22 protein-coding genes and 1 riboswitch are annotated in these 25,038 nt (G+C 68.5%); of the genes, 14 read left to right on the top strand and 8 right to left on the bottom strand.

Annotated elements, in window-relative coordinates; all coding sequences use genetic code 11:
* Positions 1-103 precede the first annotated feature (103 nt).
* The 5 genes from ASC59_RS09055 to nagB are packed head-to-tail and all read left to right on the top strand — an operon-like array spanning position 104 to position 5,252.
* Positions 104-1,048 carry a carbohydrate ABC transporter permease gene (locus tag ASC59_RS09055; protein WP_055821106.1) on the top strand — a complete coding sequence of 315 codons (945 nt, stop codon included), beginning with the start codon at positions 104-106 and terminating at the stop codon, positions 1,046-1,048.
* Entirely contained in the window at positions 1,045-1,986 is a 942-nt protein-coding gene (locus ASC59_RS09050; protein WP_082513499.1) for a carbohydrate ABC transporter permease, read from the top strand. Before ASC59_RS09055 ends, ASC59_RS09050 begins: the two co-directional genes overlap by 4 nt.
* On the top strand, positions 1,983-3,557 hold the full coding sequence (gene nagZ / locus ASC59_RS09045; protein WP_055821102.1) for a beta-N-acetylhexosaminidase: 1,575 nt from the start codon (positions 1,983-1,985) through the stop codon (positions 3,555-3,557). The genes ASC59_RS09050 and nagZ overlap by 4 nt, the downstream gene beginning before the upstream one ends.
* Complete coding sequence (locus ASC59_RS09040; RefSeq protein ID WP_055821099.1) at positions 3,554-4,474, top strand: ROK family protein; 921 nt, start codon at positions 3,554-3,556, stop codon at positions 4,472-4,474. The genes nagZ and ASC59_RS09040 overlap by 4 nt, the downstream gene beginning before the upstream one ends.
* Positions 4,467-5,252, top strand: a complete 786-nt coding sequence (nagB, locus tag ASC59_RS09035) for a glucosamine-6-phosphate deaminase (protein ID WP_055821096.1) — start codon at positions 4,467-4,469, stop codon at positions 5,250-5,252. The genes ASC59_RS09040 and nagB overlap by 8 nt, the downstream gene beginning before the upstream one ends.
* A 127-nt stretch (positions 5,253-5,379) precedes the next feature.
* Here the strand turns inward: nagB and nagA are convergent, their stop codons facing one another.
* The 3 genes from nagA to purU all read right to left on the bottom strand — a co-directional run bounded on the left by nagA (position 5,380) and on the right by purU (position 7,832).
* Positions 5,380-6,531, bottom strand: coding sequence for an N-acetylglucosamine-6-phosphate deacetylase (nagA, locus tag ASC59_RS09030; RefSeq protein ID WP_055821093.1), 1,152 nt, complete (start codon positions 6,529-6,531; stop codon positions 5,380-5,382).
* Positions 6,528-6,887, bottom strand: coding sequence for a YrdB family protein (locus tag ASC59_RS09025; protein WP_055821090.1), 360 nt, complete (start codon positions 6,885-6,887; stop codon positions 6,528-6,530). Before ASC59_RS09025 ends, nagA begins: the two co-directional genes overlap by 4 nt.
* A 63-nt stretch (positions 6,888-6,950) precedes the next feature.
* Positions 6,951-7,832, bottom strand: coding sequence for a formyltetrahydrofolate deformylase (purU, locus tag ASC59_RS09020; protein ID WP_055821088.1), 882 nt, complete (start codon positions 7,830-7,832; stop codon positions 6,951-6,953).
* A 149-nt stretch (positions 7,833-7,981) separates the two neighbouring features.
* On the opposite strand from purU, the gene ASC59_RS09015 reads away from it, so the two are divergent.
* Positions 7,982-9,229: an MFS transporter gene (locus ASC59_RS09015; RefSeq protein WP_235492638.1), complete on the top strand. Its 1,248-nt coding sequence runs from the start codon at positions 7,982-7,984 to the stop codon at positions 9,227-9,229.
* Here the strand turns inward: ASC59_RS09015 and ASC59_RS09010 are convergent.
* Positions 9,208-9,993, bottom strand: coding sequence for a DeoR/GlpR family DNA-binding transcription regulator (locus tag ASC59_RS09010; RefSeq protein ID WP_055821083.1), 786 nt, complete (start codon positions 9,991-9,993; stop codon positions 9,208-9,210). The genes ASC59_RS09015 and ASC59_RS09010 overlap by 22 nt on opposite strands.
* Positions 9,990-11,012, bottom strand: a complete 1,023-nt coding sequence (locus ASC59_RS09005; RefSeq protein WP_082513498.1) for an ROK family protein — start codon at positions 11,010-11,012, stop codon at positions 9,990-9,992. Before ASC59_RS09005 ends, ASC59_RS09010 begins: the two co-directional genes overlap by 4 nt.
* A 353-nt stretch (positions 11,013-11,365) precedes the next feature.
* Here ASC59_RS09005 and ASC59_RS09000 point away from each other — a divergent pair, with 353 nt between their 5' ends.
* From ASC59_RS09000 to ASC59_RS08990, 3 genes are all read left to right on the top strand, one after another.
* Positions 11,366-12,619 carry an extracellular solute-binding protein gene (locus ASC59_RS09000; protein ID WP_055821080.1) on the top strand — a complete coding sequence of 418 codons (1,254 nt, stop codon included), beginning with the start codon at positions 11,366-11,368 and terminating at the stop codon, positions 12,617-12,619.
* A 126-nt stretch (positions 12,620-12,745) separates the two neighbouring features.
* Positions 12,746-13,711: a carbohydrate ABC transporter permease gene (locus ASC59_RS08995; RefSeq protein WP_055821077.1), complete on the top strand. Its 966-nt coding sequence runs from the start codon at positions 12,746-12,748 to the stop codon at positions 13,709-13,711.
* Positions 13,708-14,610: a carbohydrate ABC transporter permease gene (locus tag ASC59_RS08990; protein WP_200942357.1), complete on the top strand. Its 903-nt coding sequence runs from the start codon at positions 13,708-13,710 to the stop codon at positions 14,608-14,610. The genes ASC59_RS08995 and ASC59_RS08990 overlap by 4 nt, the downstream gene beginning before the upstream one ends.
* A gap of 33 nt (positions 14,611-14,643) precedes the next feature.
* Here ASC59_RS08990 and ASC59_RS08985 read toward each other — a convergent pair whose 3' ends face one another.
* Genes ASC59_RS08985 through ASC59_RS08975 form a run of 3 tightly spaced genes read right to left on the bottom strand, consistent with a single transcriptional unit; the run spans position 14,644 to position 18,782 of the window.
* Entirely contained in the window at positions 14,644-15,855 is a 1,212-nt protein-coding gene (locus tag ASC59_RS08985) for a low temperature requirement protein A (RefSeq protein WP_055821075.1), read from the bottom strand.
* 37 nt (positions 15,856-15,892) lie between these two features.
* Complete coding sequence (locus ASC59_RS08980) at positions 15,893-17,113, bottom strand: low temperature requirement protein A (RefSeq protein ID WP_162243182.1); 1,221 nt, start codon at positions 17,111-17,113, stop codon at positions 15,893-15,895.
* 10 nt (positions 17,114-17,123) lie between these two features.
* Positions 17,124-18,782 (bottom strand): family 20 glycosylhydrolase, encoded by a 1,659-nt coding sequence (locus tag ASC59_RS08975; RefSeq protein WP_082513496.1) that lies wholly within the window; start codon positions 18,780-18,782, stop codon positions 17,124-17,126.
* A gap of 93 nt (positions 18,783-18,875) precedes the next feature.
* A riboswitch (ZMP/ZTP riboswitch) is annotated at positions 18,876-18,960 on the top strand.
* A 38-nt stretch (positions 18,961-18,998) separates the two neighbouring features.
* Between ASC59_RS08975 and glyA the strand changes: the two genes are divergently transcribed.
* From glyA to ASC59_RS08950, 5 genes are all read left to right on the top strand, one after another.
* Positions 18,999-20,288 carry a serine hydroxymethyltransferase gene (gene glyA / locus ASC59_RS08970; RefSeq protein ID WP_055821068.1) on the top strand — a complete coding sequence of 430 codons (1,290 nt, stop codon included), beginning with the start codon at positions 18,999-19,001 and terminating at the stop codon, positions 20,286-20,288.
* A 127-nt stretch (positions 20,289-20,415) separates the two neighbouring features.
* Positions 20,416-21,297 carry a bifunctional methylenetetrahydrofolate dehydrogenase/methenyltetrahydrofolate cyclohydrolase gene (locus ASC59_RS08965; protein ID WP_055821065.1) on the top strand — a complete coding sequence of 294 codons (882 nt, stop codon included), beginning with the start codon at positions 20,416-20,418 and terminating at the stop codon, positions 21,295-21,297.
* A gap of 169 nt (positions 21,298-21,466) precedes the next feature.
* Positions 21,467-22,726, top strand: a complete 1,260-nt coding sequence (locus ASC59_RS08960; RefSeq protein WP_082513494.1) for an acylneuraminate cytidylyltransferase — start codon at positions 21,467-21,469, stop codon at positions 22,724-22,726.
* Between the two features lie 34 nt (positions 22,727-22,760).
* Entirely contained in the window at positions 22,761-23,636 is an 876-nt protein-coding gene (locus tag ASC59_RS08955) for an N-acetylneuraminate synthase family protein (protein ID WP_055821060.1), read from the top strand.
* Positions 23,633-25,006 (top strand): DUF6716 putative glycosyltransferase, encoded by a 1,374-nt coding sequence (locus ASC59_RS08950; RefSeq protein WP_157487971.1) that lies wholly within the window; start codon positions 23,633-23,635, stop codon positions 25,004-25,006. Before ASC59_RS08955 ends, ASC59_RS08950 begins: the two co-directional genes overlap by 4 nt.
* The last annotated feature ends 32 nt before the right edge of the window (positions 25,007-25,038 follow it).

Raw genomic sequence — 25,038 nt, 5'->3', positions numbered from 1 at the left:
CGGACATCCAGCACGATCCCAGGGGCCGCGAGCGACTCTTCGCTCGCGGCCCCTACCCCTGATCTCCCTTGCACGCGCTCCACACTGAAAGGAGGATGAGACCGTGACAGCAACGCTCACGCGGGACGCCCCCGCAGCGACGCAGCCCGGGCGCCAACGGCGACGCCTCTCCGTCCCGCACCTTCTCCTCATCCCCGCGATCGTCATCCTCCTGGTCGGAATGGGCTACCCGCTCATCTGGCAGATCATCACTTCGATGCAGGAATTCGGCATCAAGCAGCAGTTCGGGCAGCCGGCGCCGTTCGTCGGCCTCTCCAACTACTTCAGCCTCGCCACCGACCCCACCATGTGGGAGGTCGTCGTGCGCTCCATCGCCTTCTGCTTCATCACTGCCGCCGTGACCCTCGTGGTCGGTCTGCTGCTCGCCGTCCTCATGACCGCCGTCGGCACCGTGGTGCGACTCATCCTGCAGATCTCCCTGCTGCTCGCCTGGGCCATGCCCGTCGTCGCCGCGATGACCGTGTGGATCTGGCTCTTCGACCGCCGCCGCGGCGTCGTCAACTACCTTCTCGACATGATCCCCGGCGTCGACATGAACCGGTTCTCGTGGCTGTCGACCCCCATCACCTTCTTCATCGTCGCCAGCGTCATCGTCATCTGGATGAGCGTTCCGTTCGTGGCGTTCTCGGTCTACGCCGGTCTCACCCAGGTGTCCGAGGAGGTGCTCGAGGCGGCGCAGCTCGACGGCGCCAACGGCGTCAAGCGCCTGCGCTACATCATCATGCCCATGATCAGGCCCGTCATCATGATCGTGCTGCTGCTGCAGCTCATCTGGGACCTGCGCGTCTTCACCCAGATCACGATGCTGCAGGATGCCGGATCGAAGTCGAGCGAATACGACCTGCTCGGCACCTACATCTACAAGCTCGGCGCCGGGTCCCAGGACTTCGGCATGGCCAGCGCCGTCTCCATCTTCGTACTCGCGCTCACCCTGGCGATCAGCTGGTTCTACGTGCGCAGCCTTCTCAAGGAGGACGAGCAGTCATGACCGACACCAGCATCAACACCCACGTCATCGCCAGCGAGCTCGCGCCGGCTCCAGCCCCCATCCCCACCGCCCCTGAGACTCAGCCGCAGAAGCTCACGCGCCTGCGCTTCCGTCCGGCGCGCATCCTGCTGTCGGTCCTCGCGATCGTCGTCTCGATCGCGTGGGTGTTCCCGGTCTACTGGATGATCAACTCTTCGCTGCTGCCCAACCGCACTCTGCAGTCGTTCATCCCGACCTTCCTGCCCATCGGCGGATCGCTGGACAACTACTCCAACGCCCTCGAGGACGGGACGTTCTACTCGGCGCTCGGGATCAGCCTGTCCGTCACTCTCATCGCGGTGTTCTTCTGCCTGCTGTTCGCGTTCCTCGCGGCCGTGGCCATCAGCCGGTTCCGGTTCAAGGGACGCAAGTCCTTCGTGCTCGCGGTCCTCATCATCCAGATGCTGCCGGCCGAGGGGCTGTTCATCGCCCAGTACAAGATGGTCTCGAGCGTCGGGCTCCTGAACTCGATCATCGGCGTGAGCATCATCTACACGGCCGCCGTCGTGCCGTTCACGATCTGGATGCTCCGCGGCTTCGTCGCCGGCATCCCGGCCGACCTCGAGGAGGCCGCCATGGTCGACGGGCTCAGCCGCACCGGAGCGTTCATGCGCATCACCTTCCCGTTGCTGGCACCCGGGCTCGTGGCATCCGGAGTCTTCGCGTTCCTGCAGGCCTGGAACGAGTTCACGGTCGCCCTCGTGCTGCTGCCCGCCGAGGACATGCACACGCTGCCGCTCTGGCTGCGCGGCTTCATCCAGGCCAGCGCGACCCGCGAGACCGACTGGGGCCAGGTCATGGCCGCGTCCACCCTCGTGGCACTGCCCGTCATCATCTTCTTCCTCATCGTGCAGGGCCGGATGACGAGCGGACTCGTGGCCGGGGCGGTCAAGGGATGAGCGGCGCCGTTTCCACCGCCCCCGTTCCCGACCCCGACATCGCCAGCAGCAGGGGAGAACTCCGCTCGCTGGTCGCCGCGACCCTCATGCCGGGATTCGTCGGCACCGAGCTTCCCGAGTGGCTCGCCGCGCGTCTGCGGGCTGGACTCGGCGGGGTCTGCATCTTCGGTCCGAACATCGTGTCGCCATCCCAGCTGCGTGCGCTCACGGATGCGGTTCGGGAAGCCAACCCGCGGGCGGTCATCGCGATCGACGAGGAGGGCGGCGATGTCACCCGGCTCTACTACGACCAGGGCTCGCCATACCCCGGCCCCGCCGTGCTCGGACGACTCGACGACGTCGACCTCACCGAGCGCGTCGGCCGCACCGTCGCACACGAGCTCGCCATCGTCGGCTGCACCCTGAACTTCGCACCGGATGCCGACGTCAACTCCAACCCTGACAACCCGGTGATCGGCGTGCGCAGCTTCGGAACCGACCCCGCCGCGGTCGCCCGGCACGTCGGCGCCTGGGTGAGAGGGCACGAGGGAGCCGGCATCGCCGTGAGCGCCAAGCACTTCCCCGGGCATGGAGACACCGCCCAGGACTCCCATCTCGCCCTTCCCGTCGTCGACGCCGACCTCGAGACCCTGCGCTCCCGGGAACTCGTGCCCTTCCGTGCCGCGATCGAGGCCGGAGCCCGCACGATCATGACGTCCCACATCCTCATCCCGCAGGTCGACGCCGAGTTCCCGGCGACGCACTCGCGGCGGATCCTGCAGGGACTGCTGCGCGACGAGCTCGGCTTCGACGGCGTGATCGTCAGCGACGCCTTGGACATGAAGGGAGCGAGCGGTCTCCACGGCATCCCCGAGGCCGCCGTGCGCGCTCTCGACGCCGGGTGCGACCTGCTCTGCATCGGCACGGAGAACACCGATGCCGAGCTCGGCGAGATCGAGGATCTCGTGCTCGCGGCCATCGCGGGCCGGCGACTGTCCGTCGAGCGCGTCCTGGAGGCCGGACTCCGTGTGCGCGAGCTGGGGGAGGAGACCAACGCCGTCCTGGCCGGTCTCGACATCGGCTCGGTGCGTGCCATGGAGGACGCCACGGACGGCACCATCGCCGCCGAGCCCTCCGAACCGGACTTCGACGTCGAGCAGGTGCAGCGAGCTTTCGACGTCTCGCCGCATGCCCGGGCCTGGCTCGACGCCGGAATCGCGCCGACGGCCGTCGTGCGCATCGACACCGTCGCGAACATCGCCGTGGGAGTCGCGCCCTGGGGCCCGTTCGCCGAGCTCGCGCGGCATCCGTTCCCCACGGACTCGGCATGGAGTGTCCCGCACGCTCTCGCCGAGGCGGGAGCGTCGCTTCCCGACCTCTCCGGCCCGGTGATCGTGGTCGGCAAGGACATCCACCGCCATGCCTTCGCACGCGATGCCATCGATGCCCTCCGCGCTGGCGGGGGAGCGGTCCTCGTGATCGACATGGGCTGGCCGAGCGACGACCGTACCTACGCCGACATCGCCACCTTCGGCGCATCGCGGCTGCTCGGTCGCAGCGTGCTCGCCCTGCTCGACGGGGCGGTCGCATGAGACTCGGAATCGACATCGGCGGCACGAAGACGGCCGCCATCGCCATGGACTCCAACGGACGGCTCAGCGACCAGGTGCGGATGCCGACGGGGTGGGGCGGGCCAGCTGTGATCGAGACCGCCGTCGACGCAGTACGCCAGGCGGCGGCGCTCTCGGGCATCAGCGTCGGGGACCTCCGCTCGATCGGCATCGGAATCCCGGGGGCCGTCGACTCGGCCACGGGCCGGGTGCGCCACGCTGTCAACCTCGGCGTGGACGACCTCGACCTGGGTGAGGCTCTGATCGAGCGCCTCGGGGTGAGTGTCAGCGTGGAGAACGATGTCAAGGCCGCGGCCATGGGAGCCCAGCACCTCCTGACCGAGACCGGGGCAGCCAACGGATTCGACTCGATGGCCTACCTCAATCTCGGCACAGGTCTCGCCGCCGGCATCGTGCAGCGCGGCGTGCTGCTGCGCGGCGGCCACGGCATCGCCGGCGAGATCGGCCACATCCCGATCGACCCCGATGGAGCCATGTGCAGTTGCGGGCAGCGCGGCTGCGTCGAGACCGTCGCCGCGGGCTCGGCCATCGCCCGGCTGTGGCCGACGGAGGACCCCCTGCCTGCTCGCGCCCTGTTCGAGGCCGCGACATCCGGGGATCGCGTGGCGATCGACGTGCAGCAGCGCTTCTTCGACGGCGTATCGGCGGCGGTGCGCATCCTCGTGCTGTCGACTGACGTCGACGCCGTGGTCATCGGCGGCGGCCTCAGCGCCCTCGGGACGCCTCTCATCGACGGGGTGCGTTCCGCACTCGGTCGCGCAGCGGCATCCTCCCGTTTCCTCGCATCGATCGGCCTCGCCGAGCGCGTGCACATCATCCCACTCGGATTCCCGGCCGCAGCGGTCGGAGCAGCCCTCGCAGGAGTCACCCATGGCTGAAGTCGTCATAGTCCCTGATGCCGAGGCCGCCGGCGCGGTCGTCGCCGATGCCATCATCGCCCTCATCCAGCGCCGGCCGGATGCCGTGCTCGGCCTCGCGACGGGATCGACCCCGCTCACCACCTACCGGGCGCTCGAAGCTCGCATCGGTGGCGATGGGATCGACGTGAGCAGCGTTCGAGGCTTCGCGCTCGATGAGTACGTCGGCCTGCCGGTGGATCACCCCGAGAGCTACCACTCGGTGATCCGCCGTGAGGTCGTCGAACCCCTCGGGCTCGACCCCGCACGCATCAGCGTGCCCAACGGCGACCCCGGCGGAATCCTGACGTCGGGCGACGAGTACGAGGAGGCGATCCTCGAAGCCGGAGGCGTCGACCTGCAGATCCTCGGCATCGGCACCACGGGCCACATCGGGTTCAACGAGCCCGGTTCCTCCCTGGCGTCGACGACGCGCTGGAAGACCCTGACGGAGCAGACCCGCCGCGACAACGCACGCTTCTTCGACTCGATCGACCAGGTGCCGACGCACTGCATCACACAGGGGCTCGGCACGATCATGCGCGCGCGTCACCTGGTGCTGCTGGCCTTCGGGGACCGCAAGGCCGCTGCCGTCGCCGACGCGCTCGAGGGACCCATCTCGGCGAGCCACCCGGGTTCAGCCATCCAGCTGCATCCGCACGTCACCGTGGTGGTCGACGAGGCCGCGGCGTCGAAGCTCCGCAACGCCGACTACTACAGGCACGCGTGGGCGCTGCGTCCGGAGGGCGTTCCGCTGTAGGAGTGATCCCGCTCGCGGAGGGCCGAGCGGAGCGACCGCCCGAAGCGCATGGGATGCCCGGCTCTCGGCGCGCTTCGACCGCGCACTGCGTCGAGGCCTCAGCGAGCGGCTGATACGAACGGAAGGGTTAGAGCGCGACGCCGTTCGCCCAGACCTGCTGCACGGCGAAGGCCGCGTCGAGGAGCACGGCATCCGCGGCTCGACCCTCAGCCAGCAGCCCGAGATCGGCGTCGAGACCGAGCACCCGCGCCGGCGTCAGAGTGAGGGCCGCCACCGCGGCGACGGGGTCGAGGCCGACGAGCTCGACGGCGTTCTTCAGGGCGCGATCCATCGTGAGGGTCGAGCCGGCGATGGATCCTCCTGCTGTGAGCCGAGCGACGCCGTCGGTCACGGTGACGTCGAGCGAGCCCAGCTCGTAGTGACCGTCGACGGATCCGGCAGCGGCCATGGCATCGGTGATGAGGGCGATGCGGCCGGGGGCAGCGGCGAAGGCGAGCGCGGCGACCTCGGGTCGCACGTGGACGCCGTCGAGGATGAGCTCGAGGGTGACCCGCTGATCGCCGAAGGCCGCGACGATCGGTCCGGGCTGGCGGTGGTGGATTCCGGGCAGCGCGTTGAAGGCGTGCGTCACGAGCGTCGCCCCCCGGTCGAACGCCGTCTGCGCCTGCTCGAAGCTCGCGGCCGTGTGGCCGATGGCCACGACGACACCGGCGGCGCGGAACGCCTCGATGGCGTCGAGACCGCCGGGCAGCTCGGGAGCGATCGTCACCTGGCGCAGGGTGCCGCGCGCCGCACCGAGGAGGGCCGCGACAACGGCGGCATCAGCGTCGATCAGCAGCTCGGGGTCGTGCGCACCGCGATGCGAGTCGGCGAGGAACGGGCCCTCGAGGTGCGAACCGAGCACCAGCGGGTCGGCATCCGCGAGCTCGGCGATGATGCCGAGGCTGTCGATCAGGCTGTCGACGGGGTTCGTGACGAGGCTCAGCACCGATCTCGTCGTGCCGTGGGCGCGATGCACGGCGAGGGCCGTGCGGATGCCGTCGAGATCGTGGTCGAAGTCGGTTCCGCCGCCGCCATGGCCGTGCAGGTCGATGAAACCGGGGGTGAGCCAGCGCCCCTCGGCGTCGGTGACTGCGGCGGTCGGGTCGGACGCCTCGACGGCACGCCATCCGTCTCCGGTGCCGGTCGCCGTTATGCGGTCGGCGGATGCCGCGAACCAGAAGTCGTCGATGATGCCATCGGCGTCGAGCTTGCGTGCACCGCGCACGATGATGCTCACGCGAACTCCTTGCGACCACTGATGATGCCCGAGACGGTGGCGATGACGGCGAAGACCGCGGCGACGACGGGTTGCCCGAGCTGCCACCAGGCGACGGCCGCCGAACCCATCACGACGATCTCGACCAGTGCCTTGCCGAACGGGTCGATGTGGAACACGGCCTTGGGGGACCGGAACAGGCCCCAGAGCAGGATGGCGAACAGCGGTGCTCCGATGCCGATGACGGCACCCGGCCACGGCAGCGGCCAGGCCAGGAAGCCCCAGATGCCCAGCGTGACGATCGCGAAGATCTCGAGGAGGAATCGGAGGATGTCGTTCGGACTCACTCTGGAGGGTTCTGGCGCTGCGTCACTCACTCGTCGAGTTTACCGGGATGCGCTTCGGCCGAGGCTGCGGCCTGGTGCGAGCGCCCGACCGGCTCAGCGGAAGATGATCGTGCGGGCGCCGTCCTGAAGCACCCGACGCTCGGCGAACCACTTCACGGCCTGGCTCAGGGTGCGGCTCTCCTCGTCCTGGCCGATGGCGACGAGTTCTGCCGGCGAGCGCGAGTGGTCGACGCGGACGACGTTCTGCTCGATGATCGGTCCCTCGTCGAGGTCGCTGGTCACGAAGTGGGCCGTTGCGCCGATGAGCTTCACACCGCGGGCGTGCGCCTGTTTGTAGGGATTCGCGCCCTTGAAGCCGGGCAGGAAGGAATGGTGGATGTTGATGGCCATGCCTTCGAGCCGTTCGCACAGCTCGGGCGTCAGGATCTGCATGTAGCGGGCCAGCACGACGAGTTCGATGTCGTGCTCCTCGACGGCCCGGAGGACCCGGGCCTCGAAAGCCGCCTTGCTGGCGGCATCCGTCACCGGAAGGGCCTCGAACGGCACACCGTGGAACCCGACGAGGTCGCGCAGGGTGGAGTGGTTCGAGAGCACGAGCGGGATGTCGACGGGCAGCTGGCCAGCGCGCTGGCGGAACAGCAGGTCATTCACGCAGTGCGCGGCCGTCGATGCGAGCACGAGCGTGCGCAGCGGACGACCGACGGTGTCGATGTGCGCCGCCATGCCGTAGTGCTCGATGACGGGGGCGAGGGCGGCTTCGAACTCGCTGCGGTCGGCGAGCGACTCCACCTGAAGCCTGATGAAGAACCGGCCCGTGTCCGAGCTCGAGAACTGCTGGCTCTCGGTGATGTTGCCCCGGGCCGAGACGATGGCGCCGCTCACGGCGTGCACGATACCCGGCTGGTCGGGGCAGCTGACAGTGATGACCCAGTGGTGGTGGATCGAAGGATGCGGCACGGCGGCGTCGAAGTCCATCCGCTCAGGGTATCCCGTGCAGCCGGGCTAGACTCGACGACGGTCGGTGTGATCAACCCGACCCTGGGCGCGCACAACAGCGCGTAGTCGACCCGCAGTGCATCCGCTCGTCGAGCGCGTCACGCGGGGAACGCCTGTCGGAGACTCCTGTGTCCACGACCGATTCCGCTGCCGTGAGCAGCACCTCGAAATTCCCCTGGCTGGGCCTCATGGTGCTGGCCGTCGCCGTCTTCCTCTCCGTCACCGGCGAGATGCTGCCGACGGGCCTGCTGCCCGACATGAGCCGCGACCTCGGCGTCTCGGAGCCGCTCGTCGGCCTGCTCGTCACGGTGTTCGCGTTCACGGTCGTCCTCACCAGCGCACCGCTCACCGGCCTCACCCGCAGGTTGCCGCGCCACGCCCTGCTCGTCGCTGCGATCGTGGTGCTCGGGCTGGCCAACGTGCTCACAGCCCTCGCGCCGAGCTACGGCTTCGTCGTCGGCTCCCGTGTCGTGGGAGGCATGGCGCACGGCCTGTTCTGGGCCATCGTCGGTGCCTACGCCGGCCACCTCGTCCCCAAGGAGCAGATCGGACGTGCCGTCTCCATCGCCCTCGGCGGAGGAACGCTGGCGTTCGTGTTCGGGGTTCCACTCGGCACAGCCCTCGGCCACGCCGTCGGGTGGCGACTCGCGTTCGGCATCGTCGCCGGCCTCACCCTGCTGAGCGCCCTGCTGGTCTGGCGCTTCCTGCCGGTGGTGCACCGCGTCGAGCCCGGGGTCAACACCGCGGCGATCCCGGCGATCCGCGACAGGTCCGTCATGGCCGTGGCGATCGTCTGCGCCGTGACGGCGATCACCATGATCGGCCACTACGTGCTGTACACCTACATCGCCCCCTACTTCATCGAGGTGGTGGGAACGGATGCCGCCGCCATCAGCCCGCTGCTCTTCGTCGCCGGTGTCTCGGGCCTCATCGGCCTGGTGGTGGCCGGGTCCGTGTTCAGCAAGCTGCCCACGCGAGGGCTGCTCGTCGCCCTCGGTGTTGTGGCGCTGTCGGTCTCAGCGCTCGGCCTCTTCTCGGGCAGCTGGATCCCCGCGCTCATCGCCTTCATCGTCTGGAGCCTGGCCTTCGGCATGCTCCCGCCGCTGCTCCAGACCCGACTTCTGCACGCCGCTTCGGCCCGCATCCGCGATGCCGCCAGTGCCTTCTACACGACGGCCTTCAACGTCGGCATCGGCGGGGGAGCGCTGCTCGGCGCCGTGCTCTACGACACGCTCGGACTCGCGGCGCTGCCGTGGGTGTACGCGGGAATCGTCGTCGTGGCCTTCGTCGTGGTGGCCGTCACCTCCGGCCGGCACCGGCCGCAGGGGGCCGAGCACGTCGAGGGCGGCGGCTCTCAGGCGACGATCACCTCGTAGCCGTTGTCGAGCAGGTCACCGCGCTGACGATCGGTGATCCCGGTGTCGGTGATGATGGTGCCGAAGCGCGCAGAACCGCCCATGGTGGCGAACGCCTTCTTGCCGATCTTGCTCGAATCGGCGATGAGCACCGCTCGGGCAGCGCGCGCCGCCATGAGGGTGTTGACGCCGGCCTCGCGCTCGTCGTGGGTCATCGGGCCGAGCGTCGGGTCGAGGGCGTTGACACCGATGAAGGCGATGTCGAGCGACACGGACTCGAGAACCAGGTCCGAGTAGCTGCCGACGAGTTCGTAGGAACGGGTGTGCAGCACCCCGCCTGTGACGACGATCTTGATCTGGGGGCGCATCGCCAGCTGCACCGCGATGTTGATGGCATTCGTCACCACGGTGAGGCTCGCCTGCGGTGACGGCTCGGCCAGGTCGTGGCGCGAGCCGAGGGCGTTCGCCACAGCGGTGGCCGTCGTGCCGCCGCAGAGCCCGATCACCGAGCCCTTCGACACCAGGGCGCTCGCGGCCGCGGCGATGCGCTGCTTCTGGCCGGCACTCTGCTGGTGCTTGTAGCGCAGCGGCAGGTCGTACGCGACGGTGTTCCCGACGGCGCCGCCGCGGGTTCGGGTGAGCAACTGGTTCTCGGCGAGGGTGTCGAGGTCGCGGCGTGCCGTCGCCGGCGAGACGCCGAGCGTCGAGACCAGGTCGTCGACGTCGACGTGACCGCTCTGGGCCAGCAGGTCGAGCACGGCTGTGAGTCTCTCGGCGCGGTTCATCTCGGCTCCAGGTCTGCTGCTGTGGGTGTCGGCGTGGAGGAATCCGGTGTCGGGAGAACGGATGCCGCCCCGGGAACCAACAGGTCCCTGGCTCGCAGGGCCGCCCCGAGCAGGCCGGCATCCTCGCCGATCTGCGCGGGGAGGAGGAGGGGGCGCCTGTGGAAGGTCAGCAGGGCGTCGAGGCGCTGTTCGAGGGGTCGGAACAAGGCGTCCCCGGCCTGCGCGAGTCCGCCGCCGACCACGATGGCCTCAGGTCCGAGCAGGGCCACAACCTGCGCGAGTCCGAGGGCCAGGCCGTCGATGGCCTCGTCCCACACCACGGCGGCATCTGCATCTCCGGCTCCGGCCCGCTCGAGCACGACGCGGGCTCCGTCGACGGCGTGGCCCGTGCGCTGCCCGTACCGACGGACGATGGCGCCGGCCGAACCGACGGCCTCGAGGCGTCCGACTCCGCCGCACGGGCAGGCGGGGCCGCCGGGGACGATGATCGAGTGCCCGATCTCGCCGGCGTAGCCTCCGGCGACCAGCATCCGTCCGTCGACGATGAACGCACCGGCGATGCCCGTGCCGATCACCAACACGGCGACATCGCTGAAGGCGCGAGCCGCCCCGAGCCTGAACTCGGCCTCGCCCGCCCCGCGCACGTCGTGACTGAAGGCCACGGGGAGGTGCAGCATCCGTTCGGCTGCGCTCCGGAACGGCACGTCGCGCCAGCCGAAGTTCGCCGCGAGAACGCCGATGCCCGTGTCGTCGTCGACGAGGCCGGGCACCAGCAGGCCGGCGGATTCCGGAGCGATGTGGGGGAACTCCCGGCGATAGGTCTCAGCGAGCGCGCCGACGTGGGCCGTGATCGCACCGGCCGGATCGGCGGGGTCACGGGGCGTTGCCGTGCGCCGCAGGCCGTGGACGGCTCCGGACTCGTCGATGACGGCGGACTTGGTGTCGGACCCGCCGACGTCGAAGGCCAGCACGGCGGCGCCGGGGCCGAGGACGGCCGGGCCTGATCGCTTGTCGTGCATGGGCTCCTCCGCCGGTGCACGCGTCGTTTCGTGCCGTTCCCCATGATTGCGGATGAGCAGAACTCCTGTCTACCGATCAGTGTCACGATCGGCAACGGCAGGTGAACGGCAAACCATGGCGTTTTGTTAGGAGCGCTAATAAACTCTGTGTAACGAATGTGTGAACCCGTTGACCTCTCCGTGGCAGAGCAGCCATAGTTTCGTCATCGGTGAACGATTCTGATCGTTTATCGGCGATATCCGTCAAGAAGTGTCAGAAATCTCGCATGTTCTGCGCTTCTTCGGCGTACGCACTGTGGCGTGCAGGACCGCATCCGCAGTGCATCACCCTTTCCAACAGTGAGGAAGTACTGATGAAGAAATCCCTGCGCGTCGGTGCCGTGGTCGCGACTGCGGCCCTGGCAACCGTGACGCTGGCCTCGTGCGGTTTCGGCAGTGGTTCGAGCGGCGACGCGAGTGGGTCGGCGACGACGCTGAACCTGCTCGTTCCCAGTTACTCCGACAACACCCAGGGCCTCTGGGAGACGGTGATCGACGGCTTCGAGAAAGAGAACCCCGACATCAAGGTGGAACTCGAGGTGCAGTCGTGGGACAACCTCAACGACGTCGTCACCACGAAGATCCAGGCGAATCAGGCACCCGACATCATGAACGGCGGGCCGTTCGCCGGTTTCGCCGCAGATGACCTGCTCTACCCGATCGAGGACGTGGTCTCCTCCGACACCCTCGCCGATTTCCAGGACTCCTTCGTCGAGGTCTCCTCCGTGGGCGACACCCAGTACGGTGCTCCGCTCATCGCCAGCGCCCGTGCCCTGTTCGTGAACAACGACCTGCTCACGCAGGCCGGCGTCACGACACCGCCGACGACGTGGGACGAGTTGCTCGCAGACGCGAAGAAGGTCTCGGCACTCGGCGGCGGGGTCGCCGGTTACGGCATGCCGCTCGGTTCCGAGGAGGCTCAGGCCGAGAGTGCGGTCTGGTTCTACGGCGGAGGCGGAACCTTCGGCGACGCGGACGAGATCACCATCGACGGCGTTCCGGCCAACCTCGAGGCGGCCACCTTCATGCAGAAGATGATCGACGAGGGCGCCACGGAGGCCGACGCCGGCTCCACCGACCGCAGCCCCCTCATGGACATCTTCGTGCAGGGCAAGATCGGGATGCAGGTCGGCCTGCCGCCGACGGTCGGGCAGATCGCGGAGGGCAACCCCGACCTCGACTACTCGATCGTTCCCATCCCCACGAAGGACGGCTCGCCGTTCACGCTGGGCGTCGCCGATCACCTGATGGCCTTCAAGAACGACGGCAAGAAGCAGGAGGCGATCACGAAGTTCCTCGACTACTACTACACGCCCGACGTGTACGTGCCGTGGGTGAAGACCGAGGGCTTCCTGCCCACCACGAAGTCCGGTGCCGAGCAGCTCTCCTCCGAGGCCGACCTCAAGCCGTTCCTCGACCTGCTGCCCGCTGCCCAGTTCTACCCGAACACGAACCCGGCGTGGGACGCCACCAACGCGGCGTTCAAGAGCACGATCGGCAAGCTCGCCCAGGGAGACGACCCCCAGGCGGTGCTCGCAGAGATCCAGGCCGCGGCCGACGCAGGCTAGCCACGTCGCTGCACCTGTGAGGCGGTGGGCCGCCGGCATCCGTCGGCCCACCGCCTCGATTCCACCGCTCCGAACGTCCCGTCGGCACAGAGTCGACGGTGCGCCAAGCATTGGGTACGCACTTCTATGACGACACAGATCGACCGACCACCGACTTCGACGCCGCCGGATGCCGCCGCCGAGCGGCCCCGCCGCGCTCCGGGCACCCGCGCCAAGGACGTCCTGCACGCACTGCCCTGGATCGGTCCGGCGCTGCTGCTCGTCTTCGGGATCGTGCTCTACCCCGCGGTGGTGATGTTCTACAACTCCACCCGCGACATCTCCCTGAGCGGCATCGACAAGGGCTCGGTGGGCTTCGACAACTACGTCGAGGTCTTCACCTTCGTCGACTTCTGGCCCATCATGGGCCGCACCATCATCTGGGTGGTCACCGTGGTGGCCTTCACCGTCGTCATCTCCCTCGGCCTCGCCCAGGTGCTCAACAAGGCGTTCCCCGGGCGACAGCTCGTGCGCCTGGCCGTCATCATCCCGTGGGCGGCGTCCGTGGTCATGACGACCCTCGTCGTCTACTACGGCCTGGAGCCGTACTTCGGGGTGATCAACAAGTTCCTCGTCGACATCGGCCTCATCGACACCCCGCAGGGCTACGGCTGGACGAAGAATCCAGAGACCGCGTTCATCTGGGCCATCGTCGTCGCCGTCTTCGTGTCGCTGCCGTTCACCACCTACACGATCCTCGCCGGGCTCCAGACGGTTCCGGCCGACGCGCTCGAGGCGGCCAAGATGGACGGCGCCGGGGCGGGACGCACCTACGTGAGCATCGTGCTGCCGCAGCTGCGGGGTGCCATCTCCGTCGCCGTGCTCATCAACATCATCAACGTCTTCAACTCCCTGCCGATCCTGAAGACCATGACGGGTTCGATCCCCGGGTACGACGCCGACACCGTGATGACGCTCATCTTCAAGTACATCCAGAACCAGCACAAGATCGACGTGGCGAGTGCTCTCAGCGTCGTGGCCTTCCTCATCGTCCTGGTGATCGTGGCCGTCTACGTGAAGGTCGTCAAGCCGATGAAGGAGGTCGGGGAATGAGCGTCACAGCGCCTGCCTTCGAGACCATCGCCCCGCCCGTCAAGCGCAGGAGGCGCTACACCACCGACCAGGTCTCGTTCGCCCGGGTGGCGTGGCGCATGGCTGCAGGACTCATCATCCTGCTGATCTTCGTGCTGCCGTACACGATCATGTTCTTCGGTTCGGTCAAGACGAAGTCCGAGATCCGCAGTGTCGAGCCCACCTACTTCCCCACGGAGTGGCACTGGGAGAACTACATCACCATGTGGTCGACGCCCGAGACTCCATTGCCGCAGAACCTCATCTCGACCGTCGTCATCGCGGTGTTCGCGACGGCGCTCGTGCTGCTCGTCGCGTTGCCGGCCGCCTACTACACCGCGCGGTTCAGGTTCCCCGGTCGTCTGGTGTTCCTGTTCCTGGTCATCGTGACCCAGATGCTGCAGCCGGCCGTGCTCACCTCCGGCCTGTTCCGGCAGTTCATCACCCTGGGGATCTCCGACACGTGGCTGGCGATGATCCTGGTGAACGCGGCGTTCAACCTGTCGTTCGCCGTCTGGATCATGCACAGCTTCTTCGCGGGTGTTCCCAAGGAGATCGACGAAGCGGCGCAGATCGACGGAGCCGGCCGGCTCACCGTGCTGTTCCGCATCAACCTGCCGCTCGTCTGGCCCGGCATCGTGACGGCCATCGTCTTCACCTTCGTGGCCTGCTGGAACGAATTCGCCGCCTCGCTCGTGATCCTCTCGACAGCAGGAAACCAGCCGCTCTCCGTGGCCCTGACGAAGTTCGTCGGACAGTACGAGACCAGTTGGCACTACGTCTTCGGCGTCTCGGTCGTCGCGATCATCCCCGTGGTGGTGCTGTTCATGCTGATCGAGAAGCGGCTCGTCGGCGGCCTGACCGCCGGCAGTGTCAAGTAGTCATCGAGGGGAACGGAGACCGGAGCCTGGCGCCTACTCCAGCTGCATGGCCTCGGATGCGACCATGCGGCTGTAGCGCCACTCGTCGATGACGACCACGGTCAGCAGCACCACATTCACCAGCCAGGTGAGCGCAAGAGGGTTGAGAAGCCCGGCGAACCCGAACAGCACGGCGAGGGCGACGACGCCGAGCAGGTGGGGGAGCAGCCACGGGCCTCCGACCGAGCGCTTGAACAGCGTGGTGCCGAACAGGTAGATGGCGGCGCCTCCGGTGATGATCGCGGCCGTCCCGGTACCGGTCTCGCCGTGATGACCGAACGGATGCGCCAGCACGAGGTCGTCGCCGACCGCTGTGAGCACGATGCCGATCACCATGAGGATCGGGATGTAGGTGTAGGTGGCACGGGCGATGCTGCCACTGGACTCGGCTCCGGTGATGTAGGCGGAACCGCTGCGCTCCCCGTGCGCGAAGTAGAGCAGCCACAGCAGCACCGTGCCGACGAACGCCGCGAGGAGCGCGGCCAATCCCTCCCACGAGACCGGCTGGGCCGAGAACACCGACCCCGTCACGATGATGGACTCGCCGAGCGCGATGATGAAGAACAGGCCGACGCGCTCGGCCATGTGCTCGCCCGAGACCTCCCACGTCTCCATCGGAGACTTGCCCATGCCGGGCACCCAGAACCTGGCGGCGGGGCCGAGGCACTCGATGGCCAGGGCTATGACCCAGATCCAGATGCGCTGCTCGGGCTCGGCGAAGCCGCCCGTGATCCACAGGGCGCCGGACGTCACGTACCAGGTGATGATGCGCACGACGTTGAGCGCGTTCTCCCGCCTGCCCTGCTCGACGAAGGAGAAGTAGGCGAAGGTGGTGCGGCTGAGCTGCATCGCCACGAAGGCGATCGCGAACAGCCAGCCCTTGTCGGTGAAGGCCTCGGGGATGGCGCTCGACATGAGCAGGCCGAACAGCATGAGCACGATGAGCATGGCTCGCACGGCGCCGCGCTCGGGGTTCAGCCAGTTGGCGACCCAGGTCGTGTCGACCCAGGCCCACCACACCGCGCCCACCAGGATGAGCACCTCGGCGAAGCGCAGCAGCGTGGGTTCATCGATGAGGCTGTGCGAGAGCTGCGTGATCGCGAACACGAAGACGAGGTCGAAGAACAGCTCGACGAAGGTGACGCGGTGGGACTCGTCGCCGGTCGTGGGACGCAGCAGGTTGCTGGTGAAGCGCGTGCGCGGCATCCGTTCGCCTTCCGATCGGTGGGGTCAGTGCATCAGGCTAGCGGTGCGCCGCGCTCTCGACGGCGCGGCGCAGGCTGCTCCGGTAGCTCCATTCGTCGGCGAGCACGACGACGGCGAGCACTCCGTTCACCGCGAAGCTGAGGCTCACCGGGGTGATCCCCACTCCGATGACGCCCAGCACGACGAGTGCGCCGATGGCGGCGAGATGCGACACCAGCCAGGGCATCCCGACTGCACGCTTGAACAACAGGTTGCCGAGCACGTAGACGGCCGGTCCGCCGCAGATGAGCCAGGCGGTCGACGGATGCTCCATCTCGTGCGGATGCAGGATCACGAGCTCGTCGGCCACGGCCGTGAGCACGACGCCGATCACCATGACGACGGGCACGATCGTGTAGGCATTGCGGGCCACGATGCCCGTCTTGGACGCCTCCTCCATACGCTCCCGGCCACCGCGCTCGCCGTGGTTGAAGAAGAGCATCCAGAGCAGTACGGAGCCGATGAAGGCCGCGAGATAGCCGCCGATGGAGTCGCCGCTCAGCTCCTCGCCGGCGAACACCGTGCCGGTGACGATGATGGACTCGCCGATGGCGATGATGAAGAACAGGCCGACGCGTTCGTTCATGTGCTCGCCGCTCACGTCCCAGGTCTCGGCCGGGGTTCCGCCCAGACCGGGCACGCGGTACCTGATCAGTGGTCCGAGGAAGGCGAGGGCCAGGGCGGCGACCCAGATCCAGACGCGCACCTCGGCCGGACCGAAGCCGCCCAGCAGCCAGAGCAGACCGCCGGCGCCGGTCCACACCAGGATGCGCACGAAGTTGCGGGCGTTGTCTGGCCGGTGGATGCGGAACGCGACGATGGCGAAGGTGGTGCGCACCAGCCCGATGAGCACGATGCCGACGGCGAAGACGGCGCCGCCGACGGCGGTGTCGAAGGCGTGGGGGAGAGAACTGGAGAGCGTGAGGCCGAGCGCCATCAGCACCAGGAGCAGCGCACGCACCGGCCACTTCTCGGGGTTCAGCCAGTTCGTCACCCAGGTGGTGTCGACCCAGATCCACCAGATGGCCGCCGTGAGCACGACGGTCTCGAGCAGGCCGATGGGGTTCGGCTCCGCCAGGAACAGCTTCGAGAGCTGCGTGAAGGCGAAGATGAAGACGACGTCGAAGAACACCTCGATGAAGGCGACACGGTGAGCGGCCTCGCCGTCCTCCGGGCGCAGCACGCCGGGGCCGGCAGCGCGTTCGTCCACTCTCTCCACAGCGCTCAGGCTACTGGGCGGCATCCGTCCAGGGCAGATCGGGCGCGCGGTGGTACCCGATGCCGGCAGCTTCGAGACGTTCCGCGAAGGCGACTGCACGCGGCCCGAAGCTCTCGAAGTCGTGCTGGTCGTGCTCGGCTCTCGGCGACCACGCGATCTCCATGATCGCCGCGAGGCGGGGGAACGCCATGTATTCCACATCCTGCATACGATGCATGGTCTCGGTCCAGATCGGTGCCTCGATTCCGAGGATCTCCTCCTCGCCCACTCCGTCGATGATGCGCGTGGGCTTCCAGCCGTAGGACTCGCGCACCGAGGTCGGCCCCTGCGCCCAGGCCTGGCCGAATTCGGTGCCCGTCTCGTAGACCATGTCGAGATAGGCGACGTCGGCCGGCGAGAGGATGACCCGGCCGCCTCCCCGCACGAAGGTCATGGTCTCGTCCTCTGCGCCATCCTGCGGGCGGGTGAAACTCCAGTACTGACCGATCGTTCCGTTCGGCATGGCCGTCGCGGCGCCCATCTCGTGCCAGCCGATGATCGTCTTGCCCGTCAGGGCGGCATCCGTCGTCACCCGCTCGATGAATCTCACGAAGTCCGCCTCGGGGGTGGACAGCGACTCGTCGCCGCCGAGATGGAGGTAGGGACCCGGCGTCATGGCGGCCATCTGGCGGACGACGTCGGAGACGAAGCGGTAGGTCTCCTCGGAGTTGATGCAGACCGAGCTGAAGCCGACCTCGATGCCCGTGTAGAGCGGGGGAGCCTGACCGGTGCAGGTGAGCTCCGGGTAGGCGGCCAGGGCGGCGTTCGTGTGCCCGGGCAGGTCGATCTCGGGAACGATCGTGATGAAGCGGTCCGAGGCGTAGGCGACGATCTGCGCATACTCGGCTTTCGTGTAGAAGCCGCCTCGTTCGTCGTTCACGGAACTCGTTCCGCCGATCTCGGTGAGCTTCGGCCAGCCGTCGATCTCGATGCGCCAGCCCTGGTCGTCGGTGAGGTGCAGGTGCAGGTGATTGGTCTTGAGCAGGGCGATGTCGTCGATGTAGCGCTTCACGTCGGCCACGTCGAAGAAGTGCCTGGCGACGTCGAGCATCGCTCCCCGGTAGGCGAAGCGGGGATGGTCGGTGATGTCGACGGATGCCGCGAGCCAGCGGGTTCCGAGATCATCGACCCTCTTCCTCGACTCGATGGCGGCGGGGAAGAGCTGGCGCAGGGTCTGCACGCCACGGAACAGTCCCTCGGCGGTGTCTGCGCGGAGGCTGGCGCCGGCAGAATCGGTCTCGAGGGCGTACCCCTCCTGCTCGTGGCCGGCCGGAGCCGTGCCGGCGGCGATGGCGAGGGTGATGTCGGATGCGGCAGCTGGGGCCGCATCCGAAGTCTCATCCGCCAGCTCGACGACGGGAAGCTCGAACCCCGTCGAGACGCGGAAGGCTGTGGCGAGGTGCTCTGCGACGGCTGCGGCGCCGGGACCGTCGACGACGATGCGGCTGCCACCGGTGAGCTCGAACGGTTCGCCGTCGCGGGCGACGAGGGAGACGGGTTGGGGAACGATCTGCGGCAAGGTCACCTCGGGTTCTCTCAGGGCGGCGATGGCCAGCGTCGTGCCGGCGGCTCCGGCGGCGAGCACGACGGTGGCCGCGACGAGGGCGAACACCGTCCGGCGCCTGCGCATGCCCCTCCTCGATGCATCGTCGCGATGTCCAGCGAGTATGTCAGGAGTCCTAACTAACACACAAGAGCGCGGACGGGGATGCTGCTGCTACTCTGATCGGGTCGCAACTGGCGTTCGGATGGGTGACCATCGGGGAGCGATGAGAATCGGTTGGTGGCCGTTCGCCTGGGCCACGACACGAACCCCTTAGTTCACCGATTCCGCAAGGAGACGCCAGTGTCTGATTACGCCAACTCGCAGTCAATTCTCAACGCCCCTCTGTCCGAGGTCGATCCCGAGATCGCCGAGGTGCTCGAGCTCGAGCTCGGTCGTCAGCGCGACTACCTCGAGATGATCGCCAGCGAGAACTTCGTTCCCGTCTCGGTGCTCCAGTCGCAGGGGTCGGTGCTCACCAACAAGTACGCGGAGGGCTACCCCGGCCGTCGGTATTACGGCGGCTGCGAGTACGTCGACATCGCGGAGTCTCTGGCCATCGAGCGGGCGAAGAGCCTGTTCGGCGCCGAGTACGCGAACGTGCAGCCGCACTCGGGCGCCACGGCCAACGCAGCGGTGCTCTCGGCCATCGCCACGCCCGGCGACACCATCCTCGGTCTCGAGCTGGCGCACGGCGGGCACCTCACCCACGGCATGAAGCTCAACTTCTCGGGCAAGCTCTACAACGCCGTGTCCTACGGCGTCGACCCCGAGACGTTCCTCGTCGACATGGACGTCGTTCGCGACAAGGCCCTCGAGCACCGCCCGCAGGTCATCATCGCGGGCTGGAGCGCCTACCCCCGTCACCTCGACTTCGCGGCCTTCCGTGCCATCGCCGACGAGGTCGGCGCCAAGCTCTGGGTCGACATGGCGCACTTCGCCGGACTCGTGGCAGCCGGCCTGCACCCGTCGCCCGTGCCCTTCGCGGACGTCGTGTCCTCGACGGTGCACAAGACCATCGGCGGACCGCGCTCGGGCTTCATCCTGTCGCGCGACATGGAGCTGGCCAAGAAGCTGAACTCCAACGTCTTCCCCGGCCAGCAGGGCGGCCCCCTCATGCACGTCATCGCCGCTAAGGCCACGGCGTTCAAGATCGCTGCGTCCGACGACTTCAGGGACCGCCAGGCTCGCACCATCCGCGGTGCGCAGATCCTCGCCGAGCGCCTCACCGCCGACGACTCGCGCGCCGGGGGAGTCGACGTTCTCACCGGGGGAACGGATGTGCACCTGGTGCTCGCCGACCTCCGCAACTCGCCGCTCGACGGCCAGCAGGCCGAAGACCTCCTGCACGAGGTGCTCATCACGGTCAACCGCAACGCCGTCCCGTTCGACCCGCGCCCGCCGATGGTGACCTCGGGCCTCCGCATCGGAACGCCCGCCCTCGCCACCCGCGGTTTCGGTGACGCCGAGTTCGTCGAGGTGGCCGACATCATCGCCGAGACGCTGAAGCCCGGCGCCGACGTCGCCGGCCTCCGGGAGCGCGTGACGAAGCTCACCTCGGTGTTCCCGCTGTACCCGGGCCTGCAGCAGTAACCCCTCACCTCCTCGGAGCTGAAAAGCGAGGAACTTCTCGGCGGATGCCGCGACGAACGCGGTGTTCGGGCCTGTTCCGACGGGAATCTCCTCGCTTTCCAGCAGCAGACGGTCGAAAGGATCTCCCATGACCGCAGTACGACTGGACGGCGTCGCGACGGCGTCGACGATCAAGAACGAGCTCGCCACCCGGATCGAGGGTCTGCGCGCCCAGGGCATCGTGCCGGGTCTCGGCACCCTGCTCGTCGGCGACGATCCCGGATCGCGCTCCTACGTCGCCGGCAAGCACCGGGACTGCGCCGAGGTGGGCATCGAGTCGATCCGGGTGGACCTGCCTGCCACGGCGAGCCAGGCCGACGTCCTGGCGGCCATCGCCGACCTCAACGCCGCACAGGAGGTGACCGGGTACATCGTGCAGCTGCCGCTGCCGAGGGGGCTCGACGAGCACGCCGCGCTGGAGGCCATCGACCCGTCGAAGGATGCCGACGGCCTGCATCCGACCAACCTGGGCCGACTCGTGCTCGGCATCGAGGGAGAGCTGCGCTCGCCGCTTCCCTGCACGCCGGCCGGCATCGTCGAGCTGCTGCAGCGCTACGACGTGCCGATCACCGGAAAGCACGTCACGGTCATCGGCCGCGGTCTGACCGTCGGGCGGCCGCTCGGGCTGCTCTTCACCCGCAAGGGGCTCGACGCCACGGTCACCCTGACGCACTCGCGCACGATCGATCTCGCCGCCGAGGTGCGTCGGGCCGACATCGTGGTGGCCGCCGTGGGCGTCGCCCATCTGGTGCAGGCCGACTGGATCAAGCCGGGCGCCGCGGTGCTCGACGTGGGCATCACCCGCGTCGAGGACCCGGAGACCGGCAAGGGTCGGCTCACGGGGGATGTGCATCCGTCGGTCGCCGACGTCGCTGGCTTCCTGTCGCCGAACCCCGGTGGCGCCGGTCCGATGACCCGCGCCATGCTGCTCTCGAACGTGGTGAAGGCAGCAGAGCTCCGGCTCGGCTAGCGGCTGATCGCGTCGCATCCGGTCGCATCGCATCCGGTCGCGTCGCATCAGGCCTGCATCCGCTCGCATGCGGAAACATCCCGCGCGCTGCGGCGAGCGACCCCGGGGTGACCGGCCGCGTTCACCTCCCGATCACGGGCAGGTCACCTCCGAACCCTAGCCTCGCGGCATGACCAACACGGAGCGAGCGCGAGCCGGGGCGGTCGGGCGTCCCAGCACGGCCGGCGCCGTCGGCGAAGGTCGCGTCGTCGACCGCGTCGTCGCCGTCATCCCCGCACGTGCGGGCTCCCGGGGTCTGCCGGGAAAGAACTCGACTCCGGTCGGGGGAGTGCCGCTGATCGTGCGCGCTGTGCGCGCCGCCCTCGCCGCGCCCTCGATCGACAGGGTCGTCGTGACGACGGATGGCGACGCCATCGCCTCGCTCGCCCGCGACGCCGGGGCCGACATCGTGCAGCGTCCGCCGAGCCTCGCCGGCGACACCGCGACCTCGGAATCCGCCCTCCTGCACGCGCTCGACTCGATCGAGAGCGAGACCGGGACGGTTCCCCAGGCGACGGTGTTCATTCAGGCGACCTCGCCCTTCATCGATGCCGCCGACCTCGAGCTCGCGGTGCGTGCGGTGCTCGACGGTGATGCCGATGTCGTCTTCTCGGCGATCGAGAGTCACGCGTTCCTGTGGCGGGCGACGCCCGACGGCAGCGGAGCCGTCGAGGGCGTCAACCACTCGGCCGACGTGCGTCTCCGGCGGCAGGACCGCGATGCCGAGTACCGCGAGACCGGTGCCTTCTACGTGATGAGCACCGCGGGGTTCCGTGAGGCCGGTCACCGCTTCTTCGGGCGCATCGCGGTTCAGCTCGTCCCTGAGGCCTCCGCCGTCGAGATCGACTCCGCGGCCGACCTCGCGATCAGCACGGCGCTCGCCCGGGTCATCGACCAGTCCCCGCATCCGCTCATCGACGTCGATGCCGTCGTCACCGACTTCGACGGCGTGCACACCGACGACACCGCATCCGTCGACACCCTGGGCCGTGAGTCGGTGCGGGTGAGTCGCCGCGACGGGCACGGGGTCAAGCGCCTCCGCGAGGCCGGCATCCCCATGCTCATCCTCTCCGCCGAGACGAACTCAGTGGTTGCCGCCCGCGCCGAGAAGCTGCGGGTCGACGTCGAGCACGGTGTCGACGACAAGGCCACGAGCCTCATCGCCTGGGCCGAGCGGGTCGGGGTTCCGCTCGACCGCATCGCCTATCTCGGCAACGACGTGGCCGACCTGCCGTGCATGCGCATCGTGGGCTGGCCGGTCTCGGTGGCGGATGCCGATCCGAGTGTCATCGCCGCAGCACGCGTCGTGCTCTCCCGCGTCGGCGGAGCCGGCGCCGTGCGCGAGCTCTCCGACGCGATCCTGGCCGCTCGTGGCACCCGCGAGAACTGACGTCCCGCCACGCGGGCAACACGAAGGAGTACACATGTCCGTGCGAATCGGTCGATCGGTCATCGGACCGGGCGAGCCCGTCTACGTCATCGGCGAGATCGGGCTCAACCACAACGGCTCGGTCGAGATCGCCAAGGAGCTCATCGACGTCGCCGTCGATGCTGGGGCGCAGGCCGTGAAGTTCCAGAAGCGCACTCCCGAGATCTCGACCCCGGAGCACATGAAGGACGTGCCGCGTGAGACTCCGTGGGGAACGATGACCTACCTCGACTACCGTCGTCGGGTCGAGTTCGACCGTGACCAGTACATCGAGCTGGCCGACTACGCCTACCTGCGCGGGGTCGACTGGTTCGCGTCGCCGTGGGACGCGCCGTCCGTGGCCTTCCTCGAGGACATCGGGGTCGTCGCGCACAAGGTGGCCTCGGCATCCGTCACCGATATCGAGTTGCTCTGGGCCCTCCGCGAGACCGGCAAGCCCGTGATCCTCTCGACGGGGATGTCGACGCTGGACGAGATCGATGCCGCCGTCGACGTGCTCGGAACCGAACGCCTCGTCATGCTCCACGCCACGTCGAGCTACCCGATGCCGACCGAGGAGGCGAACATCTCCGTCATCCGCACGCTTCAGGACCGCTACCGCGGCGTGCCGATCGGATACTCGGGTCACGAGCGGGGACTGCAGATCTCCCTCGCGGCAGTCGCCCTCGGTGCTGTCGCCGTCGAGCGGCACATCACGCTCGACCGCACGATGTGGGGTTCGGACCACGCCGCCTCGCTCGAGCCGCAGGGATTCGACCACCTGGTGCGCGACATCCGCATCATCAGCGAAGCCATGGGCGACGGCGTGAAGCGCGTGTTCCCGGGCGAGGAGGCACCCAAGGCGAAGCTGCGGAGGGTCAACGCGTCATGAGGCCTGTGGCCGCCCGACGGATGCTGGTGATCGGCGACTCCGATTCCTACGTGAAGTGGGGTGCCGCGCTGGCGTCAGGGCTTCCGGCAGCGTGGGCGGTCGAGATCGTGGTGCTCGCATCGCCCGTGCAGCCGAGCGCACGTCAGCTCGAGGACGCGCTCGCCGGATCGGCCTTCACCCCGGGGCAGGTGCGCGTGCGTCATCTCACCGACCTGGCACGCGTCGTGGCCGAGCTGCGTCCCGACGCCGTGCTCCTGGCGCTCAGGGGTCCGATGGTGCGGGTGGTCATCAGGGCGATCGGGTCGGTTCCGAATCGGCCGGTGCTCGTGAGCGGGTTCCCGGGCATCACCATTCCTGCGGTGCCCAAGGCCATCGTCTACCGCGAGCAGACGGACCTCATCGTGGTGCACAGCCGGCGTGAGGTGCGGGAGTTCTCCCGGAATGCGGAGCGGATGCCGGTCTCCGTCGACGTCGGCCTGTCCACCCTGCCGTTCCTGAACAGCCGGGCGGCGGACGGGGCGTCCGCTGCTCAGGCGGCCCCGGTCCGGCCGACAGGCGGCCTCCCTGACTCGATCGTCTTCGCGGCCCAGGCCATCGTGCCCCGCGGGCTCGATGATCGGATCGAGCTGCTCGAATGGTTGGTCGAGACCGCGCGCGCCCACCCCGGACAGCGCGTGGTCGTCAAGGTCCGTGCTCGCGCGGGCGAGGCGCAGACCCACGCCGAGGCGTACGATTTCGGTGCGCTGCTCGACGACCCGGGTGTCACCGACCGTTGGGGTGGTCCGGTGCCGGCCAACCTCGTGGTCGAGGACGGGCCGATGGCAGATCATCTCGCGCGCGCTGTCGCACTCGTGACGGTCAGCTCGACCGCCGCGCTCGAGGCCGTCGCCGCAGACATCCCCGTGCTGCTGCTCGATGACTTCGGGATCGCGCCCGGGCTGATCAACACCGTGTTCATCGACAGCGGCCTGTTCGGTGACGAGGCCGACCTGCGCGCGGGACGGTTCCATCGACCCCGGGCGGAGTGGCTGGAGGACAACTACTTCCACGGCGCCGAGGCCGACGACTGGCGCGAGCGGCTCGAGAAGCTCGTGGCCGAACGCGACGCAGCGCCGCTCCAGCTGAGCCCCCAGCGGCACAACCTGCGCGGTGGCCGGCTGCGCAGGGCTTGGGACCGCAAACGCGTGCTCGGCTCCTACGACGACTCGGTTTCCGGGTTCGTCGTGATGATCGTCGCCGTCCCGTCGCTCTGGGTGCTGCGTCGTGCCCGACGGATGCTCCGTGCCCTCATGCCGGGCCCGCTGGCGGCGCCTCTCGGGCGCGACTCGAGGGTGCCGGTCGTCGCGGCCGAGGAGTCCGCCCTCCGCTGAGCGACCGGGCAACCGCAGTCGAGCGAGCGCGG

The organism is Leifsonia sp. Root1293, assembly GCF_001425325.1.
In the GTDB taxonomy this organism is placed as follows: domain Bacteria; phylum Actinomycetota; class Actinomycetes; order Actinomycetales; family Microbacteriaceae; genus Orlajensenia.
This window is presented reverse-complemented; position numbering and strand designations above follow the sequence as displayed.

Coding starts and splice junctions, on each gene's coding strand:
- ASC59_RS09050 (WP_082513499.1), top strand. CDS start 1,045: ATGACCGACACCAGCATCAACACCCACGTCATCGCCAGCGAGCTCGCG.
- nagZ (WP_055821102.1), top strand. CDS start 1,983: ATGAGCGGCGCCGTTTCCACCGCCCCCGTTCCCGACCCCGACATCGCC.
- ASC59_RS09040 (WP_055821099.1), top strand. CDS start 3,554: ATGAGACTCGGAATCGACATCGGCGGCACGAAGACGGCCGCCATCGCC.
- nagB (WP_055821096.1), top strand. CDS start 4,467: ATGGCTGAAGTCGTCATAGTCCCTGATGCCGAGGCCGCCGGCGCGGTC.
- purU (WP_055821088.1), bottom strand. CDS start 7,832: ATGGACTTCGACGCCGCCGTGCCGCATCCTTCGATCCACCACCACTGG.
- ASC59_RS09010 (WP_055821083.1), bottom strand. CDS start 9,993: ATGAACCGCGCCGAGAGACTCACAGCCGTGCTCGACCTGCTGGCCCAG.
- ASC59_RS09005 (WP_082513498.1), bottom strand. CDS start 11,012: ATGCACGACAAGCGATCAGGCCCGGCCGTCCTCGGCCCCGGCGCCGCC.
- ASC59_RS09000 (WP_055821080.1), top strand. CDS start 11,366: ATGAAGAAATCCCTGCGCGTCGGTGCCGTGGTCGCGACTGCGGCCCTG.
- ASC59_RS08995 (WP_055821077.1), top strand. CDS start 12,746: ATGACGACACAGATCGACCGACCACCGACTTCGACGCCGCCGGATGCC.
- ASC59_RS08990 (WP_200942357.1), top strand. CDS start 13,708: ATGAGCGTCACAGCGCCTGCCTTCGAGACCATCGCCCCGCCCGTCAAG.
- ASC59_RS08985 (WP_055821075.1), bottom strand. CDS start 15,855: ATGCCGCGCACGCGCTTCACCAGCAACCTGCTGCGTCCCACGACCGGC.
- ASC59_RS08975 (WP_082513496.1), bottom strand. CDS start 18,782: ATGCGCAGGCGCCGGACGGTGTTCGCCCTCGTCGCGGCCACCGTCGTG.
- ASC59_RS08965 (WP_055821065.1), top strand. CDS start 20,416: ATGACCGCAGTACGACTGGACGGCGTCGCGACGGCGTCGACGATCAAG.
- ASC59_RS08960 (WP_082513494.1), top strand. CDS start 21,467: ATGACCAACACGGAGCGAGCGCGAGCCGGGGCGGTCGGGCGTCCCAGC.
- ASC59_RS08955 (WP_055821060.1), top strand. CDS start 22,761: ATGTCCGTGCGAATCGGTCGATCGGTCATCGGACCGGGCGAGCCCGTC.
- ASC59_RS08950 (WP_157487971.1), top strand. CDS start 23,633: ATGAGGCCTGTGGCCGCCCGACGGATGCTGGTGATCGGCGACTCCGAT.